Genomic DNA, 17616 nt, shown 5'->3' on the forward strand with positions numbered 1-17616 from the left:
GGTTAGCATTATTTAATTTCATGAAAAAATAGGTTTTTTAACTGATTATTTCGCTTTATAAATATATTTTTTTAATGTTGGCATTTTTATTGCTTAATTATTCTTATCTTTAATACAACATTTGATTTAATAACTTATAGATGATGATTCAAACCGTCTTGCCCTTTTATGGTGTTTTTTTCACATGAAAAATGCACCAAATAGACACTTCTTTTTATTTTGCACTGTATTTGTGCATGAGGTGGTGTAATGAGGTTTTGGGCTTCGGTACTCACCTTACTCATTCTATGTGGATGTTCTTCATCTGAGCAAAATAGAAAAACTCAAGAAAACTTAGCAGCCCATTCGATATGTGTTTTTGATAGTACAAATACAAAAGTTTGTGTAGCCAAACCAGCCCAAAGAATAGTTTCTCTATTTGAGTCGGGTTTAGATGGCTTATATATGTTGGGGCAAGGTCATAAAGTGATTGGCATACCAGCCGAAGTATACATTCAACCTTTATTATTTAATACCTATTCAAAAATAGATCAACGCATTGCTAATAAACAGCTTGCAGCACCTTCGCAAGGAGCCAATGCAACCAATATTGAAAGTCTCGTGTTGCTAAAACCAAATCTAGTGATTTTAGGAAGCGGGCAGACTCAAACGATTGAACTGTTACGGCAGTTTGGCATCGCTGTATATGTCATGGAGTCAGGCACCTATAAACAGGTGAAAGAAGAACTTTCTGAAATTGCTATTCTGAGCGGCGCCCAAAAGCGAGCTCAGGAAATTTTAAATTTCTCTGATAAAATTGTGGCAGAAGTCGCAGCCAAAACGGCCCGTCAGCCAAATAAACAATCGATTTACTATGCTTGGTCTGGTGGACGAATTTTTTCTACCTCTGGACGAGAGTCGATTACCAATGATTTTATTGAACTCGCTGGTGCTTACAACATTGTTCAGACCGATGCTAACCAGCCTAATGTAAATCCCGAGACTCTCATTGAATGGAACCCTGACAATATTGTGCTTTGGAATACCAATCCTAAATTGATGTATGAACGAAAAGAATTACAGGGTTTAAGCGCTGTACAAAACCGAAAGGTATTTAATTTGAGTCCTGCATTTATATATAACCCGCACACCATCAAAATCATTATTACGGCGATTTATCTAAATCACAGTATTTATCCTGAACAGTCTGATTTACCAGTAAGTACTTTACAACAGCGTATTTTAACCAAGTTGTATGGTGAGCAGCTTGCTAAAGCGTTGGTGCAATGAATATGGAAAAGCTGAAATATTACTGGTTTTACCCGTTACCTTTCATCATGATTTTTATCTCATTGCTTATTGGGCCAACTCAAACATTGAGTGCATGGGATTATTTGCTTTGGGGTGTACAAGCAGTTTTTGGTACACCTTATTTTGATGCAGAACAATTTAGACTGATGCAAAACATTCTCGTAAATGTCAGATTACCCAGAATTTTACTGACTTTTATGGTGGGAGCTGCATTAGCAACCGCGGGTAATGGCTTGCAGGCATTGTTTCGTAATCCTTTAGTTGACTCATATGTACTCGGTATTTCATCTGGTGCGGCGTTTGGTGCAGCTTTGGCACTGTCTTTAAATTGGCTTTCACCAAACCTATCAGCCTTTATTTTTGGCGTGTGCGCCGTTGGCTTAACGTATTTATTTGCACATCAAAAACATGAAAGCCAGACATCTTTAGTCATGGTAATTTTATCGGGCATGATTGTTTCGGGGCTGTTTTTGGCAGGTCTTACGGTTATTCAATACTTAAGTGATCCATTTAAATTACAAGCGATTGTGCAATGGACGATGGGCAACTTACATCAGGCTTCTTGGCAAAAAGTTCAATACGCCGTGCTACCGATTTGTGTTGGACTTGCCGGGTTATTTGCGATGCGTTGGCGCTTAAACTTAATGGCACTCGGTGCCGAAGAAGCGCAGGCGGTTGGTGTTAACCCAAGGTGGGAACAGCTTCTTTTAATTGTACTGGTGACTGTATGTACGTCAACTTCTGTGGCAGCGGCGGGCATTATTAGTTTATATGGACTCTTTATGCCGCATATTGTGAGAATGTTGGTTGGGCCAGATCACCGCTACAGTATTCCTGCCAATATGATTTTGGGCGGCAGTTTTCTACTCATGATTGATAACTTTTCTCGGGTTTTACTGACGTTTGAAATACCGATTGGTATTTTTACCATGCTACTTGGTGCACCATTTTTCTTATTATTAATGAAAACACAGAGGACTCATTGGGCATGATTCAAATTGATCAGTTAAATTATGCCTATGGGCATAAACAGGTTCTCAAAAACATCCATCTGGAGTTTCCTGAAAATCAATTTTCCGTCATTTTAGGGCGTAATGGTTGTGGTAAATCTACACTTTTTAAATTGATGGCGGGCCTAGAACCTGTAAAAGATGGGTTGATTCGTTACTCTGGAAAACCACTATCGGACTTTAAAGGGAAAGATCGGGCAGCCTTACTCGGCTTTTTACCGCAGTTTCATAAAACCGTATTCCCATTTTTGGTTAAAGATGTGGTGATTACGGGACGTGCCGCTTTTAGCAGATATAGGCCTTCAAAATCAGACTGGGAGCGTGTAGATCAAGCTTTACTTGATTTAGACATCGAGCATTTGCGTGACCGTCCTTATACCGAACTATCGGGAGGTGAACGGCAATTGGTTATGATTGCGCGTATTTTAGTACAAGCACCGAAAGTCATTTTGCTTGATGAGCCAACCAATCATCTCGATGTTTATTATCAGTCTTATTTAATGAAAAAATTGCGTCAGTTGTCGCGGCAAAATTTTACGGTGATTGCGATTATGCATGATCCCAACTTGGCTTTTTTATTTGCAGATCATTTGTTTTTTATGCGCCAACACGAAGTCGTTAAGCCTGAGTCAAAAACACGAATAACCGATCCGAAGTTTTTAAAAAGTGTCTATGATGTTGAGTTCCATGAAGCCATGATTCAAGACAAAACCATTGTTATCCCTGATCATTCTTGGCTATAAATATGACTTTTCATTATCATCTAGCAGACAAATCAGACTATGCATCTGCGGTAGAGTTTGCACTTTATACAAGACATTTATTATTTCCAGAAATCTATCATGGGCAAGTTCCCAAAGATTTAAAAAATTTTGGGCAATATTATGTTAATGATCCATTAGGTTGCTTTATTACGGTAAAAGATAAAAACCGTATTATTGGCACTATTGCATATCGGGCGTATGACCATCGTTTTGATTTAAATTTACCATCTAATACAGTGGAAGTGGTTAAGTTGTTTGTATTGCCTGAATACCGCCGTAATGGTATCGCAACTCAGCTATGTGACATGTTGTTTAGCCATGCAAAAAACAATGAAATTACGACTTTGTATTTGCACACTCATCCATTTTTGCCAGCGGCTGAAAAGTTTTGGCGTCTACAAGGCTTTGATGTCATTAACCGTGAGTGGATCGAGACCTATGACACCATTCACATGAGTAAATCTTTATAGCGCTTTATTATGCGTATGAAATCTTTTTTGAAAATGGGTAGGTGGATAACCCATAATTTTACTGAACATTGCGCTAAAAGCTGCCGAGTGTTCATAGCCCAAACTAAAGGCAATTTCCGTAATTGAGATATTTTCTTTTAACGCATTTAAAGCATAAATAATGCAGACTCGATTACGCCAAGCTTGAAAGGACATGCCAGTTTCAGACTTAAACCAACGATGAAAAGTCCGCTCACTTTTATTGTGGTCATGTGCCCAATTTTTAGGGCTGCTATGAATATCAGGATGCTGCATAAACTCAGCACACTGTTTTGATAGTAACGTGTTGTGAGGCAATGGAATAAATAGAGGTAGGGCTGGTGCAGCTTCTAATTCATATAACAATAAATCGATAACAGCGCCGTCACGGCCTGAGCGCGAGTAATCAATGGATAACTTATTTGCCTGAATGAGCAATTGATGTAACAAAGGCGAGACTTGTATAACCTCGCAATAGTTTGCTTGTCTTGGGGCATTACTCACTTCTATATATAAACTATAGGTACTGACTTTAGATAGCCATACGCGATGTGGTTTGCCTGCGGGTATCCATACACCACTGTACGGTAAAACGAGCCATTGTCCATCTTCAGTTTCAACTTTCATAAGCCCTTCGGGTGCATATAAGAACTGAGCACGGCGATGGCTATGCGTATCTAACAAAGTATCAGCAGGATAGTCTGATCCTAATGCCAGAACCGCTTGAGGTAGATGGTCTACCTCGTTAATTAGAATATTACGCATATACTTTTGTCTGAAATAAATAAAAAGATGGCTTTTTTACGTTAGTTTGCCATAGAGATATTTTATATCATGCCTCTATAAACGTGAGGAAGATAATCATGCTATATGAGCTATTTTTATTTGGACTACTTTCAGGCATAACCACTTGGTTATTTGGCTTTGGTGGTGGTTTTGTTGCTGTACCTTTGCTTTATACAGTCATTATTCAAAAGTACAGTAACGAAAGTATGGTTGGGATACATGCGATGCAAATCGCCGTAGCTACATCAGCTTTTGTGATGCTGTGTTCGGCAAGTTTTGCAACCTTTCGACACTATCGATCTGGACATATAGATTGGCAAAAAATCCATTTTTTATGGGGTGGTATAGCATTTGGTGGAGTTGTTGGTGCAGTAATGGCCTCATTGTTTAATGGAAATTGGCTTCGCTGGATATTTATGGGTTATGTGTTCATAACCATTCTAGATTGTTATTACCGACCAGGCTTTATGGTGGCATCACTGCAAAAGCAAAACTATGGTCAAAACAGTGAACTCATTAAAGGCGGAATAATTGGTTGGGTTGCAGCACTTTTAGGTGTGGGTGGCAGTGTAATGACAGTTCCTTTGTTGCGGCGGCGGGGTAGTTCTATGGCAGAGGCCGCGGCTATTGCAAACATTCTCACGCTGCCTTTGTCTTTAACTGCAACGCTAACCTATTGTGTATTGTTACTTTGGCAATCTACATGGGCACCCAGTGGATTTATCGGACTAATCTGGTTTGAAGCTGCTTTATTTTTGGTTGCGGGAACATGGATCGGGCTATATTTTTCAGAAAAATTTATCTCAAAACTACCTGATTTATGGCGTGCAAAGTTGTATCCGCTACTTTTAATGTTGGTTTTGCTGGTGATGCTTGTTGGCAGTTAATTATTGATTTAACTTACTACCGTAGCTAGCACCTATAAATCAACATATTACGTATTTATAAATGCTAGCTATGAATAGATGGTTATAGTGCAATTTTACTATAGATTGTCGTTGCTTCTGAGGTAATTGCTGTCATGTGAATCGCGCCGTGAATCATTCCTTCTAACAAATGAAAGTTTACTTGAATACCAGCATCCCACAGTTTTTGAGCATGTCTTTCACCATCATCCCGAACAGGGTCATATTCACAAACAAAAATGGTTGCATTTGGCAGTCCAGCTAAATAGTGAGCGAGTAACGGACTTACAAGTTCATTCTGTTTTTCATTTTCCTCTTGCACATATTGATTCCAGCAATAAACCATTGTGGATGACTCCAAACCATAGCCTTCGGCGTATCGGCTATACGAATTGCTACTCATCGTGGCATCTAAAGCGGGATAGAAAAGAAGTTGATGGCTCACCATAATTTCTGGGTGTTGTTTTGCCTTTAAACATGCGGCGGCAGCTATATTTGCGCCCGCACTATCACCGCCTACAGCCACGCGGTTTTGATCAACTCCAAACCGTGAAGCGTTCTCGTAGATATAACGGAATGCCGTAAAAAAATCATTTAAAGGTGTAGGGAAATTAAATTCTGGCGCCAAACGATAGTCCACAGAAAATACAACCTGTTGAGTAGTTTCTGCTAGTAACCGACAAGTGCGGTCCCATGCATCTAAGCTTCCGAGACACCAACCGCCACCATGTGCAAAAACTAAAGCAGGCCGTTGCTCAACATTTTCGAGCGAATAGGGAACATAAACACGTACTTCAATTTCGGCATCATCTGACACAGCAACATACAAACTTTGTTGATAGCTTGCATCATGCTGAATACCTTGCTGATTAATAATGTCTTTGTTTACTTGCTCCCTTAGTTCTTGTAAAGAGTTTACAGCCTGTGTGGTTGGTCTGGACTTAAGCCAGCTTTCAATTTCAGCAAGTAGAGGCATTGCTTTTTTCCTGCTGTAAAAAATCTAAAATGAGAGAACTAAATGTTTCTGACTGTTCTTCCATAATGAAATGACCGCAGTCTTTTACAATCGCACTGGTTAAATGCGGTGAAACCTTTTTCATCGTTTCATAAGGCGCATTGTCTGTGGCATGTTCAGCGCCTATGGCTAAAACTGGCATGTCTAAACTTTTCGTTTCTCTGATTTTATTTTGACGAATGGTCTCTGGAATAGAGCGGTAATAATTAAAACCCGCCGTTAAACGACCCGGAATTTTATAGGCTTCAATATAAGTTTCAGTTGCCACTTTATCTTTGTGCCACGACCATTTATCAAACATATAATTTAAATAAGTATCTTCGCGGCCCGCGATTAAGGCTTCGGGTAAGTCAAGGGTTTGGTTAAACATGAAGTGCCAAAGAAAAATATTTTCACTCGGCTCAACAAAAATAGGAGGTGCGGGCGCTAAACCAGGAATCACTGCTTCTGTTACAGCAAGACGAGTCACTGACTCAGGAAAGTCAGATGCAAGTGCATAGGCAACCCACATTCCAATATCATGCCCCACAACCGAATAAGTTGGATATTCAAGTTCAGTCATGAGTATCGATAAAATTTTAGCGATACGCCCCGTATCGTAACTTCCATCCAGTGGAGCTGAATTTCCTGTTCCGGGTAAATCAACTGCGATCACTCGATAACCCTGTTTCGCCAGCTCAAGCATGACTTTGTGCCACGCGTACCATGTTTGTGGCCAACCTGGAATTAGTAATACCGCTGGGCCTTCACCTAAGGTGACGTAGTGTAATTTTTTACTCTCGATGTGAATGTAATGATGTTGGAATTCGTTATGTGAGTTTTCATTGAATAATTGAGTTTTCATGTTGATTTCTCTTACACTTCCTTAAATACCCAATAGCTGATTAATTTGAGTCTGATTCACAGGGGCAGCAGCAAAGTCATCAAACACTTTATCGGTGACATGAATAATATTTTGCTTAATGAATTCGGCACCTTCGCGTGCGCCATCATCTTTATTTTTGAGGCAACATTCCCACTCTAATGTGGCCCAGCCTTCGTAGTCGTAATGTGCTAACTTTGAAAAAATTGCTTTAAAGTCAACTTGACCATCACCCGTAGAACGGAATCGACCCGCTCGATTTCCCCAGCTTTGATAGCCGCTATACATTCCTTGGCGACCTGTTGGGTTAAATTCGGCGTCTTTAACATGAAACATGCGAATGAAATCTTTATAGATATCGAGATATTCCACATAGTTCAGTTGCTGTAAAACAAAATGGCTTGGGTCAAAAAGAATATGGCAACGTGGGTGGTTATGAGTCCGCTCTAAAAACATTTCAAATGTAATGCCATCATGCAAATCTTCACCGGGGTGAATTTCATAGCAAAGGTTGACGTCTTGTTCATCACAAGCATTCAAAATCGGAAGCCAACGACGTGCTAATTCATCAAACGCTGTTTCAATAAGCCCTGATGGTCTTTGAGGAAATGGAAATACATAAGGCCATGCTAAAGAGCCTGAAAATGTCCCCATATCTTTAAGACCTAAGCGGGCAGATGCCTGAATTGAAGCGAGTATTTGTTGTTTTGCCCACTCGGTTCTAGCTGCTGAATTACCATGCAAATGAGAGGGGGCAAAGTTATCGCACATTGAGTCATAAGCAGGGTGTACAGCCATTAATTGCCCAAAAATATGAGTCGTTAACTCACTAATTTTTAAGCCATGATTGCTTAAAGTACCTAATATTTCATCGCAATAATCTTGGCTTTCTGCTGCCAAATTGACATCAAATAAACGCTTATCCCAAGCAGGAAGTTGTACCGCTTCAAAGCCTTGGTTTGCTACCCAAGCAGCAATATCTTCTAGACGGTTAAAAGGGAAAACATCATCACTAAATTGAGCAAGATGAATACTTGGGCCTTTGATGGTTTTCATAATAAAACCTAATTAGTTGTCGATCGACAAACAATAGGCTTAATTTTGGATAAAAACAACTTTTTATTTGAAAATCAAAACAAAACGAGAGTATTTTGAATAAATCTCATTGATTTATTTGTGAAAATATTTTTTTCGAATAATAATAAAAAGAGGTACTCAATTTGATAAAGGGTCATTATGGCTGGCAGACCAAGAGAGTTTGATCGAGAAGAAGCCCTCGTAAAAGCGAGAGATTTTTTCTGGCTTCACGGCTATGAAGGCACATCAATGTCAGATTTAGTTGAAGTTTTGGGGATTGCCTCAGCTCGAATTTATAAAGCGTTTGGCTCAAAAGAGGCCTTGTTTAGAGAGGCCGTAAATCACTATGAAAACAACGAAGGTAATTTCGCGCTAAATGCTTTAAAGCAAAAAAATATTAAGGATGCAATAAATCAATTATTTCAAGATGCACTAGCGCTTTACACGCAAACCAACCATTCGTATGGGTGTATGGTTGTGTCGGCAGCGAGTGTGTTAGGTGAAGAAAACCAAGCTGTTTTGGAATGGATGAAAGCACAGCGTATTGCACGGGGCCAAAGTCTGGTCGATCGATTTGTTCAGGCAAAATCAGACGGACAATTGGTGGCAGAGGCGGACCCTAAAATCTTAGGGCAATATTACGCGCTTGTTCTCCATGGGCTATCTGTTCAAGCAAGAGATGGATATTCTAAAGAAGAGTTAGCGACAGTAATCAGCTTTGCTTTACAGAACCTTGATCGATATTTGGCAACCTAATTCAGAAGCATATTAACAAGTCTCTGATTCGGGTTAACCAATCTGTGTAGAGTATGAGGAGACCTAAATGGTTTCCTTTTTTTATTGAAAAATTTATTTCAAAACTACCTGATTTATGGCGGGCAAAGTTATATCCGCTACTTTTAATAATAGTTCTACTCGTCATGCTTTTCGTAAATTAATTTTTTATTTCAATATCTTAAAGAATATTATTCTTAAATAAAAAATCTCTAAATGCTCTAAAACTGCAAATTTTATGTCTTAAATGGCTTTGAAAAAAGTTTAAAAATTAGACTTGCAATATATAGTGGCTTTGTGCCACTATATATTCATCGAAGGTCATCAGACAAAAAGAGGATGATATGGCTATCCAGCTTTTAGATGCGGCAAGAAATGAAATTCCAGTGAAGTTCACGCAGTTTTCTGGTGGCGAGCGTCATGTTCAAATTGATGAGAAAACATTGAATTCACTATCTGGCAACGTATTGGTCCGCGCGCAAATGACCTCAAGTCATGATGTGATGGACTATTTGTTACTTGAAAATATATTGCTAAATCAAGGCTTAACCATTGACTTAGAAATTCCATATTTTCCATACGCCCGTCAGGACCGTATTTGTGCAGTAGGCCAAGCGTTCTCGCTTGATGTGATGACCAAGTTACTTAACATCAATGCAGACAAAAAAGCAGGCAAACAAGGCAAGGTAACTGTTTGGGACTGCCATAGTGAAGTCACTACAGCCTTGCTGGCTGCCAATACTTCTTTTAGTGAAGTTGTAAATGTCAGTTCAGTCGACATCATCGCAAAGAGTGAAGCGCTAAGCACACTGTTAAAAGATGAAAAAACAGTGCTGGTTTGCCCAGACAAAGGCGCAAAAGCACGCACACAAATGGTTGCAGACGCTTTTAATGTTGAGCGAAAACAACCCATCACTGTTGTTCAGTGTGATAAAAAACGTGACCCAGTGACTGGCAAAATTTTAGGTACACATGTACATGCGACTGATTTATCAGGCCTAACAGCGGTGATTACCGATGACATTTGCGACGGCGGTGCAACCTTTATTGGTATTGCCAAAGAACTGCGTCGCCTCAATTGCCATAAGGTCGTTCTATATGTGACCCACGGTATTTTTAGTAAAGGAATAGAGGTTTTTGAAGGACTGCTTGACCAACTATTTACCTCGGACAGCTTTCCACAGCAAGCAACAGACAAAATTTCAGTAATTGCTTTTGCAGCAAAATAAAGAGAATAAAGATGACTATTAAACTTAATCCATTAAACGCTATCGATTTTTATAAAGCGGATCACAGACGTCAGTATCCGGCAGGTACAGAGTACGTGTACGCAAACTTTACGCCGCGTTCATCTCGACTCGCAAAAATGTTGCCTGACTTCGACGATAAAGTTGTGTTCTTTGGACTTCAGGGTTTTATCAAACACTTTTTAATCGATACATGGAATGAAGGCTTTTTTAAGCAACCTAAAGAAAAAGTCGTGGCTGCTTATAAACGCCGTATGGATAGCTCATTAGGTGAAGGTGCTGTACCGGTTGACCACATTGAAGCGTTACATGACTTGGGCTATTTACCATTACGCATTAAAGCTTTGCCAGAAGGTAGCCGCGTCAATATGCGTGTACCCGTGCTTACGGTAATTAATACCGACAAGCGTTTTTTTTGGTTAACGAACTATATCGAAACGGTATTAAGTGCTGAACTTTGGAAAAGCTGCACTACTGCAACGATTGCCTACGAGTACAAACGCTTATTAACGCAATATGCCGTAAAAACTGGTGCACCACTCGATTTTGTACCTGTACAAGGACACGATTTTAGTAGCCGTGGCATGAGTGGAATTTATGATGCAGCTCAGTCTGGTGTAGGCCACTTAACCAGTTTTATTGGAACAGACTCTGTTGCTTCAATCGACTACGCAGAAGAATATTACAATGCCACAGGTGTGATTGGGGTATCTGTACCAGCCACCGAACACAGTGTGATGTGTATGGGCACAGAAAACAGTGAGCTAGAAACATTTAAGCGTTTAATCTGCGAACTTTATCCGTCGGGTGTTGTCAGTATTGTGTCTGATACTTGGGACTTTTGGCGAGTGATTACCGAGTTTACAGTGGCTTTAAAACCTGAAATTTTAGCAAGACAACCTAATGCTTTAGGCTTGGCTAAATTGGTTTTCCGTCCTGACTCTGGTGACCCTGTTAAAATTATTTGTGGTGACCCAGATGCCAAATTTGGCAGCCCAGCGTATAAAGGTGCGGTTGAATGTTTATGGGAAGTGTTTAGCGGTACAACAACTGAGCAAGGCTATAAAGTACTTAATGAGCGTGTCGGTTTAATTTACGGTGACTCGATTACACTAGAACGTGCGCAGCGCATTTTAGAAGGGCTAGAAGCCAAAGGTTTTGCATCAAACAACTTGGTGTTTGGGATCGGTAGCTTTACCTATAACTATTTAACTCGAGATACCTTTGGGTTTGCTGTGAAAGCAACTTGGGGCCAAGTGAATGGTGTAGGCCGAGAGCTGTTCAAAGACCCAATTACTGACTCAGGTGTGAAAAAATCTGCGAAAGGTCTTTTACGCATCGAAGAAAGTGAAAATGGTTTTACCTTGTTTGATAAGCAAACAGCCGAACAAGAACAAGGTGGAGCACTTAAAACAGTCTTTGAAAATGGTAAACTTCAATATGAGTGTACTTTGGATCAAATTCGCGAGCGTTTATCCATCGCATAACTAAGTTTAGATGAGCCGTTGCATGTGTATCGGCTCATCATTTTTATTGAGAGGCTGAACGTGACTATTCAAACTGAACAAGAATTCCTTGCCAGTTATGATCGCCGAGATTATGACGCACCTTTACTCACGGTCGATATGGCTATTTTCTCGGTATTTAATGGTCAATTGCAGGTATTACTGATTAAGCGCCCCAACTTTCCAGCCAAAGGCCAATGGGCTTTACCAGGTGGTTTTGCCGATTTAAAGCATGATCAAGACTTGATGGCCACGGCTTATCGTAAGCTAGTCGAAAAAACAGGGATTGCTTCACCTTACTTGGAACAAGTTGCTTCTGTCGGTAATGCTAAACGTGACCCACGTGGCTGGGCCGTGACGATTTTGTATTTTGCTTTAATTGATTTTAATGCTTATCAACATCAAACTTTGGCTGAGTACAGCGAATGGGTGCCTGTAGCAAAAGCACAAGATTTAGCGTTGGCGTTTGATCATAATGAATTGCTCAGCTTAGCTTTAGAGCGTTTAACCAATAAAACCCGCTATACCGCATTGCCAGCCAGTCTCATGCCCGAGTTATTTACGCTGACCGAGCTACAAACTATTTATGAAATTATTCTTGGGCAATCTTTAGATAAAAAAGCATTTAGACGCCGTATGATAGAAGCGGGTGCAGTTGAAGAAACCAACCACAGTAAAATTGTGGGCAAACGGCCAGCTCAACTCTACCGCTATGCACTCGATTCTTTCGATTTTATATTCCCACGCTCACTCGAATTACCCAGAAATAAAGAGGGTGAAGATGAGTAAAACAATGAGCTTTCTGACTAGCGCATCTTGATGCACTTTGATTTATAATGGCGCGCTTATGATTGATGTCATGTTTTGATCAGCACTTTGCCTATGTCACACGTTTCTCCCTGCTTCCAACAAAATCAGTTTTTTGTGTTGGTGGAATATCTCACTTCACTGCATGAAATTTATCCTGTGAAACATGAGTTTGCAGGATATCCGGCTGCAATGACATTGGCAGATCGTGTACATTCAGATCATGATATCGCGCCGCTTGAAGCCAGCAAAAGTTACCCTGACTCAATCGATAAAGTCTTACACTTTTCAGGTAAGGCTCGAGACATACAAGACTTCGAGCAATTTTTAGAACAAGCTCAAGCAGCTAATATTCAAAACTTGTTATTGCTGACAGGCGATAAACTTAAAGAACACCATAATGGTCGAGATGGACAGCCTCGTAGTCGTTACTTAGAGTCAGTAAACGCCGTAATGGCTGCCAAGCAGCATGGTGGTTTCCGTATTGGGGTTGCTTTTAATCCATTTAAATATGTTGAAGCTGAGCGTGATGCCCAGTACTTAAAACTGCATAAGAAAATTAAAGCAGGTGCTGACTTTATCATTACCCAATTGGGCTATGACATTGAAGCCTTAAAACAAGCCAAATCATTTTTAACAAAACATCATTATTCGCAGCAAATACTGGCTTGTGTCATGCCACTGACTTTAGGTCGTGCCAATTTTATGGTGAAGCATAAAGTCGCGGGTATTGTAATTACTCCCCACATGCTAAAAGTCTTGGCAGATGAAAAACAGGCAGGGCATACCGACCGCGTTTATTTACGCTGCGCTTTGCAAATTTTGATATGTAAACACTTAGGATTTGCAGGAATTCACTTATCTGCCTGCCATAAGCTAGAGGAGCAAATGCTGCTAGAAAGTTACATCGAGCAATACAGACATCTGGAGCTTAAAGCCTTAGAAGAGCTTTGGAATTCACTTTGGCAAGTCAAGACAGGCAAAGAGTTTTCACCTGAAATTGCTTGTTTTTCACGTCAGCCAACATCTAAACAATTAATTAAATATCGTCAGCTACATGTTATGCATGAAGCAATGTTTGGATCAAAAATCGCTAAAGGCGTCGGACGTTTTATTTTCAAAGCATCTTTTTGGGAAAACGCTTTGATCGTCAAACTCTTACTTAAAACAGAAGTGCTGAGTAAACATAGCCTAGTGGGCTGTGAAAGCTGTGGTCAGTGTCGTTTAAGTGATACCTTATATATTTGCCCTGAAACGTGTCCAAAAGGTTTAGCCAATGGGCCTTGTGGCGGTACAACTTTAGACCGCTGTGAATTTGGTGACCGTGAATGTATTCATTCGGTTAAAGCAAGACTTGCAAAAGCAGTTGAACAAACTGAAATATTAAAAGAGAAATTGATTCCAACTGTGCCTCTTGAAACCAGAGGAACCAGTTCTTGGAAAAATTGGTATTTAAGTGTGGAAGCTTAAGATTTAAAACCATACTTGATTCAGTTAATATGCTCAACGGAATTTTACTAACTTAAATTAATGCAAAATCAAAATGATCCAATAAATAATATAGAACAATTAGATGTCGAGGATGAGCAAAAGCAGGAAAACTCTGTGCTTAATTCTGTAAATCCTGATCCAGTTGAAGTAACAGATTTAATTGTAGAAATCGGAAAAGATATAGTTGATTTTGCATCATCTATTTTTGATAACATTGATATCAATTTTTGACTTTAGAGCTCGTCAATAGTCGATTTTTTTGTGTTATAAAAAGATTTCCCATAATAAGGAGATCGAAGTGGAACTTACGCAAATTAAGGCAATAATAGATCGAGAATATGATCTCTTTGTAAATTCACACGAATTTAAGCTGTGTCAGCATGATAAAGAAAAACAAGCTAGATTTTTGGGCCATGTATTAACAATACTGAAATATCCTCATACAAACATCATTATTTTAGGTGGTGGACGATATAAAGTTGTAGGTCATCATGATTTAAATGTTGATATAGATCTATTCCGAGCTCCATCTTTCGTGTCAAAGCAAGCATTTAATACTTGGCTGACTAATATCCTATTCCAACATTTATATTCTTAAAATATATTGTAAATACATATTTTAATTTGTATTATAAATATCAAATACTGCGCTGAAAGTTTTTTTATTTTTTATGACCCGTTTCTTTTTGAAGCGGGTTTTTTATAGCAATTTTTATTAAATGGAAAAATTAAAGTTAAAATATTTACAGGAAAAAATAAAGAAATTTTCACTTCTTTATAAAATAAATGTATATTAAATGTTCAAAAAATAAAAATGGGAATTACTATGAAAAGAATAGCTTTAGGTTTAACTTTGGGTATGACTAGTATGGGTGCTTGGAGTATTTGTCCATATAATTTTGATGTTACCCAAGACCAGATTCTAAAAATTTCAGCAGTCTCTTCTAATCAAGCTAATGTTTTTCCTGTTATTAGTGGACAGAAAGTTAGTTTTAAATTAGTTGAAACCACTAATCCTAGTAAAGGAAAAGGTTACCTTGCTACTAGTAAAGAGTTTGCTAATATTTGGATAGCTGCAATGGCGCCAGCTACTACAGCGAGTTTAACCAATACGTATTCAAAATTATTAACCAAAAATAATTTAAAATTATCAGTTAAGAATAATTTGACTTCACCTAACATACAAACTCCAAGTCAATCAAGCATAAATATCTATGGTGATAAGGCTATACCACAAACCGGTATTCTCGCATTTGAGTTCAGATTTAAACTTATTAATCAGCTTAGTACAGGTCAAGTCGCAACCTTCCCAGTTCCAGTATCAGCTTTTGGCCAAACTCAAAGTGGGGAAACAATTACTTTAGGTGCATTCTATGCTAACAATAATTCTAATAATGTTCTGAGCTCTACAGTCGCAACAAATCTGGATATTCTGAACCCAGCTAATCCCATTTATAAAGAATACATTACCCAGGAAGGCTATCAGCATATAGGTTTTTATATTAATCAGAATAGTCATCAGATTGGATTAATCATTAATGGTGTGAATAAAGGTTACGTTGCTACGCTTCCTTCGAAATTAAAAAATATTGGTTTTTTTATTCCTTTTGAATATGGTTATATAGAGCCTGAATTCCTGAACAAGGAAATTTCAGCCGAATTAATTACGGAACGAAGTAAGTTGCAGTTTTCATATCCATCAGGAGCTACAGATATTTGTGGTGTAGCAGTTTAAGGAAAAGTAAGATCCATATTATCCTGATATTACCTGTGAATATGTCTATGATGAGCTTTTAGATATGGTCAACATGCAAGAAGTTTTATCATTAGTCAATAAAACTTCCAGCCTAGAATATTTAGATAAATTCGAAGGTGAATTTTCGGGAGAATAAATTTGAAGAAGTTGTACATACATTATTTTAGAAGCTTTCATGCGAATTAAAGAAATACCGCAATGATCTATCATTTCAGATGAAAATGAAGAAGATATAATTGATGTATTAACGAATTTTCCAAAGGATAGTTAAGATTGCACTTATAAATATAAATGTGACTTTATGTAATCAGTTTGTTAAATTGTACCGACTTTATAATAATTGGTGAAATTATGACTCAAACAAAATTTTGTTTTGCGTGTGGCCAACAAATTGATATTCGTGCAGAAATTTGTCCTAAATGTGGTGTAAGACAGCATGATGTTAAAACTACAGGTCAAAAAAGTAAGGTAGCTGCTGGTGTTTTTGCTTTACTTCTAGGTGGGTTTGGAGCACATAAATTTTATTTGGGTAAAGTGGGACAAGGTATATTATATTTAATTTTCTGCTGGACATTTATTCCAGCCATTATTGCCTTTATTGAAGGAATACTTTATCTCTGCAGTTCAGATGAAGATTTTGCAAAAAAATATGGGTGATTAAATCGCCAAATTTTTAGATAAAAAACCTTGTAACAACAAGGTTTTTTTATTTTTCCATCGCCACCTTTAGAGGGACTTTTTACGTCTGTAAGGAAGTTATGGCAAATAATAATCGTGTTGAAGTACATGTCGGTGCGAAGACCTTTGAACTAAAAGATGGAATGAAAGATGCTGAAAAAGGCATCTAAAGAGTTTAAAGGGGGAGGTGGCTCACAAATCTTAGAAAATATTACCAGACTTTGCAAAAAACTTAAGAATTATTATTAACTAGCTCACACATATTTCTGTCATTTATCGGATTTAATTAAAATATTTAGATACTTGGTTATACTGAATGTTCAAAATAAAAACAGGATAATACCGTGAAAAAAATTATTTTAGCAACAATAATGGGCTTCAGTGGAGTAAGTAGTGCTTTTGCCGAATGTGCTTATAACTTTGATGCAACATTAACTCAGTTACAATCTTTGGGTAATACTCCTGTTCAGAAGTTCCCAACTATTACAGGAAATAAGTTTTCCTATAAGACTTCTCAGCAAAGTCCTATTTATATGGCTTTTAGTCAAGATTACCTTTCACGATTTTTAGCAGCGAATGATTCATCTGCAATGTTATATACCAGAGGCGATAAAGTAATTCCAACATCTGGCATTATAGCATTTGAATATAAAATTAAAGTTCCTACATTAGGTAATACTGGTTATGTAAATATTTTTCCAGCTCTAGCAGCCGGTATTATGCAGAATGGTAAGGCTGTGAATTTTATAGTTGCGTACCAACATGGACCTACAGCTAATAGCTTTTATATTAAAACTACATCAAATGATAATACGCTAGTTTCCGATACCTTTAGTTTAGCTCCAGAAGTTACTTCTGATGGTTACCAAAAGATTGGTATCTATATCAATCAGAACTCTAATCAAGTTGGTCTAGTTTTTAATGGGGTTAACAAAGGCTATTTTGCAACGTTCCCTTCTAAACTTGATAATCTATATTTTTCATTAACCTCTAATTTTTATGATTTAGCAGCGACTGATACGAATAAAGATGTTTCTGTCGAGTTTCTGTTAGATCAGTCAAAAATTACACAAACTTATCCAACAGGTACCAAAGATATTTGCGGGGTAGCTTTGTAAAAAACTTATATAACTGATAAATTTCTCTCAACACAGCCGCCTT

At 38.3% G+C, this 17616-nt stretch carries 19 protein-coding genes and 1 pseudogene; 16 read left to right on the forward strand and 4 right to left on the reverse strand.

Annotated elements, in window-relative coordinates; all coding sequences use genetic code 11:
• Positions 1 to 249: 249 nt before the first annotated feature.
• Genes ACIF8R_RS15480 through ACIF8R_RS15495 form a run of 4 tightly spaced genes read left to right on the forward strand, consistent with a single transcriptional unit; the run spans position 250 to position 3534 of the window.
• A complete protein-coding gene (locus ACIF8R_RS15480) occupies positions 250 to 1269 on the forward strand; it encodes an ABC transporter substrate-binding protein (RefSeq protein WP_396481707.1) in 1020 nt (339 codons plus the stop codon).
• Positions 1270 to 1271: 2 nt separating this feature from the next.
• Positions 1272 to 2282, forward strand: coding sequence for a FecCD family ABC transporter permease (locus ACIF8R_RS15485; RefSeq protein WP_396481709.1), 1011 nt, complete (start codon positions 1272 to 1274; stop codon positions 2280 to 2282).
• The gene (locus ACIF8R_RS15490; protein WP_000614440.1) at positions 2279 to 3043 is read left to right on the forward strand and encodes an ABC transporter ATP-binding protein; all 765 of its coding nucleotides are present in this window, start codon (positions 2279 to 2281) and stop codon (positions 3041 to 3043) included. Before ACIF8R_RS15485 ends, ACIF8R_RS15490 begins: the two co-directional genes overlap by 4 nt.
• A gap of 2 nt (positions 3044 to 3045) precedes the next feature.
• Positions 3046 to 3534: a GNAT family N-acetyltransferase gene (locus ACIF8R_RS15495; protein WP_004701494.1), complete on the forward strand. Its 489-nt coding sequence runs from the start codon at positions 3046 to 3048 to the stop codon at positions 3532 to 3534.
• Here ACIF8R_RS15495 and ACIF8R_RS15500 read toward each other — a convergent pair.
• Entirely contained in the window at positions 3529 to 4317 is a 789-nt protein-coding gene (locus tag ACIF8R_RS15500) for an AraC family transcriptional regulator (RefSeq protein WP_396481712.1), read from the reverse strand. The two genes, ACIF8R_RS15495 and ACIF8R_RS15500, sit on opposite strands and share 6 nt — an antisense overlap.
• Before the next feature lie 98 nt (positions 4318 to 4415).
• On the opposite strand from ACIF8R_RS15500, the gene ACIF8R_RS15505 reads away from it, so the two are divergent.
• Positions 4416 to 5225, forward strand: a complete 810-nt coding sequence (locus ACIF8R_RS15505; RefSeq protein ID WP_396481714.1) for a sulfite exporter TauE/SafE family protein — start codon at positions 4416 to 4418, stop codon at positions 5223 to 5225.
• 82 nt (positions 5226 to 5307) lie between these two features.
• Here ACIF8R_RS15505 and ACIF8R_RS15510 read toward each other — a convergent pair whose 3' ends face one another.
• The 3 genes from ACIF8R_RS15510 to ACIF8R_RS15520 are packed head-to-tail and all read right to left on the reverse strand — an operon-like array spanning position 5308 to position 8176.
• Positions 5308 to 6219 (reverse strand): alpha/beta hydrolase, encoded by a 912-nt coding sequence (locus tag ACIF8R_RS15510; RefSeq protein WP_396481716.1) that lies wholly within the window; start codon positions 6217 to 6219, stop codon positions 5308 to 5310.
• Positions 6203 to 7102 carry an alpha/beta fold hydrolase gene (locus ACIF8R_RS15515; protein ID WP_396481718.1) on the reverse strand — a complete coding sequence of 300 codons (900 nt, stop codon included), beginning with the start codon at positions 7100 to 7102 and terminating at the stop codon, positions 6203 to 6205. Before ACIF8R_RS15515 ends, ACIF8R_RS15510 begins: the two co-directional genes overlap by 17 nt.
• A 21-nt stretch (positions 7103 to 7123) precedes the next feature.
• Complete coding sequence (locus tag ACIF8R_RS15520) at positions 7124 to 8176, reverse strand: sugar phosphate isomerase/epimerase family protein (protein ID WP_396481720.1); 1053 nt, start codon at positions 8174 to 8176, stop codon at positions 7124 to 7126.
• Positions 8177 to 8356: 180 nt separating this feature from the next.
• Between ACIF8R_RS15520 and ACIF8R_RS15525 the strand changes: the two genes are divergently transcribed.
• From ACIF8R_RS15525 to ACIF8R_RS15575, 11 genes and pseudogenes are all read left to right on the forward strand, one after another.
• Entirely contained in the window at positions 8357 to 8953 is a 597-nt protein-coding gene (locus ACIF8R_RS15525) for a TetR/AcrR family transcriptional regulator (RefSeq protein WP_396464138.1), read from the forward strand.
• A 77-nt stretch (positions 8954 to 9030) separates the two neighbouring features.
• Positions 9031 to 9135: pseudogene (locus tag ACIF8R_RS15530) on the forward strand (sulfite exporter TauE/SafE family protein); the annotation flags it as partial.
• 180 nt (positions 9136 to 9315) lie between these two features.
• A complete protein-coding gene (locus tag ACIF8R_RS15535; RefSeq protein WP_396481722.1) occupies positions 9316 to 10200 on the forward strand; it encodes a phosphoribosyltransferase family protein in 885 nt (294 codons plus the stop codon).
• 11 nt (positions 10201 to 10211) lie between these two features.
• On the forward strand, positions 10212 to 11705 hold the full coding sequence (locus tag ACIF8R_RS15540) for a nicotinate phosphoribosyltransferase (RefSeq protein ID WP_396481723.1): 1494 nt from the start codon (positions 10212 to 10214) through the stop codon (positions 11703 to 11705).
• A 60-nt stretch (positions 11706 to 11765) separates the two neighbouring features.
• Complete coding sequence (locus tag ACIF8R_RS15545; protein WP_396481725.1) at positions 11766 to 12512, forward strand: NrtR DNA-binding winged helix domain-containing protein; 747 nt, start codon at positions 11766 to 11768, stop codon at positions 12510 to 12512.
• A gap of 93 nt (positions 12513 to 12605) precedes the next feature.
• On the forward strand, positions 12606 to 14000 hold the full coding sequence (locus tag ACIF8R_RS15550; protein WP_396481727.1) for a methylenetetrahydrofolate reductase C-terminal domain-containing protein: 1395 nt from the start codon (positions 12606 to 12608) through the stop codon (positions 13998 to 14000).
• A 60-nt stretch (positions 14001 to 14060) separates the two neighbouring features.
• A complete protein-coding gene (locus ACIF8R_RS15555) occupies positions 14061 to 14252 on the forward strand; it encodes a hypothetical protein (RefSeq protein WP_032048329.1) in 192 nt (63 codons plus the stop codon).
• Positions 14253 to 14319: 67 nt separating this feature from the next.
• Positions 14320 to 14619 carry a hypothetical protein gene (locus ACIF8R_RS15560; RefSeq protein ID WP_396481729.1) on the forward strand — a complete coding sequence of 100 codons (300 nt, stop codon included), beginning with the start codon at positions 14320 to 14322 and terminating at the stop codon, positions 14617 to 14619.
• A 228-nt stretch (positions 14620 to 14847) separates the two neighbouring features.
• Complete coding sequence (locus tag ACIF8R_RS15565; RefSeq protein WP_396481731.1) at positions 14848 to 15756, forward strand: DUF4882 family protein; 909 nt, start codon at positions 14848 to 14850, stop codon at positions 15754 to 15756.
• A gap of 372 nt (positions 15757 to 16128) precedes the next feature.
• Positions 16129 to 16434, forward strand: a complete 306-nt coding sequence (locus ACIF8R_RS15570) for a TM2 domain-containing protein (RefSeq protein ID WP_288420508.1) — start codon at positions 16129 to 16131, stop codon at positions 16432 to 16434.
• A gap of 365 nt (positions 16435 to 16799) precedes the next feature.
• Positions 16800 to 17573, forward strand: a complete 774-nt coding sequence (locus ACIF8R_RS15575; protein WP_396481734.1) for a DUF4882 family protein — start codon at positions 16800 to 16802, stop codon at positions 17571 to 17573.
• The last annotated feature ends 43 nt before the right edge of the window (positions 17574 to 17616 follow it).

Origin of the sequence: Acinetobacter sp. ABJ_C4_1 (genome assembly GCF_044538495.1) — a bacterium.
GTDB classification, from domain to species: Bacteria; Pseudomonadota; Gammaproteobacteria; order Pseudomonadales; family Moraxellaceae; genus Acinetobacter; species Acinetobacter nosocomialis_A.

Bases quoted from the DNA above. Each gene is read 5' to 3' on its own strand.
- ACIF8R_RS15550 (WP_396481727.1), top strand. From the start codon at position 12,606: ATGTCACACGTTTCTCCCTGCTTCCAACAAAATCAGTTTTTTGTGTTG.
- ACIF8R_RS15570 (WP_288420508.1), top strand. From the start codon at position 16,129: ATGACTCAAACAAAATTTTGTTTTGCGTGTGGCCAACAAATTGATATT.
- ACIF8R_RS15525 (WP_396464138.1), top strand. From the start codon at position 8,357: ATGGCTGGCAGACCAAGAGAGTTTGATCGAGAAGAAGCCCTCGTAAAA.
- ACIF8R_RS15485 (WP_396481709.1), top strand. From the start codon at position 1,272: ATGGAAAAGCTGAAATATTACTGGTTTTACCCGTTACCTTTCATCATG.
- ACIF8R_RS15495 (WP_004701494.1), top strand. From the start codon at position 3,046: ATGACTTTTCATTATCATCTAGCAGACAAATCAGACTATGCATCTGCG.
- ACIF8R_RS15520 (WP_396481720.1), bottom strand. From the start codon at position 8,176: ATGAAAACCATCAAAGGCCCAAGTATTCATCTTGCTCAATTTAGTGAT.
- ACIF8R_RS15515 (WP_396481718.1), bottom strand. From the start codon at position 7,102: ATGAAAACTCAATTATTCAATGAAAACTCACATAACGAATTCCAACAT.
- ACIF8R_RS15555 (WP_032048329.1), top strand. From the start codon at position 14,061: ATGCAAAATCAAAATGATCCAATAAATAATATAGAACAATTAGATGTC.
- ACIF8R_RS15535 (WP_396481722.1), top strand. From the start codon at position 9,316: ATGGCTATCCAGCTTTTAGATGCGGCAAGAAATGAAATTCCAGTGAAG.
- ACIF8R_RS15510 (WP_396481716.1), bottom strand. From the start codon at position 6,219: ATGCCTCTACTTGCTGAAATTGAAAGCTGGCTTAAGTCCAGACCAACC.
- ACIF8R_RS15540 (WP_396481723.1), top strand. From the start codon at position 10,212: ATGACTATTAAACTTAATCCATTAAACGCTATCGATTTTTATAAAGCG.
- ACIF8R_RS15505 (WP_396481714.1), top strand. From the start codon at position 4,416: ATGCTATATGAGCTATTTTTATTTGGACTACTTTCAGGCATAACCACT.
- ACIF8R_RS15480 (WP_396481707.1), top strand. From the start codon at position 250: ATGAGGTTTTGGGCTTCGGTACTCACCTTACTCATTCTATGTGGATGT.
- ACIF8R_RS15565 (WP_396481731.1), top strand. From the start codon at position 14,848: ATGAAAAGAATAGCTTTAGGTTTAACTTTGGGTATGACTAGTATGGGT.
- ACIF8R_RS15500 (WP_396481712.1), bottom strand. From the start codon at position 4,317: ATGCGTAATATTCTAATTAACGAGGTAGACCATCTACCTCAAGCGGTT.
- ACIF8R_RS15490 (WP_000614440.1), top strand. From the start codon at position 2,279: ATGATTCAAATTGATCAGTTAAATTATGCCTATGGGCATAAACAGGTT.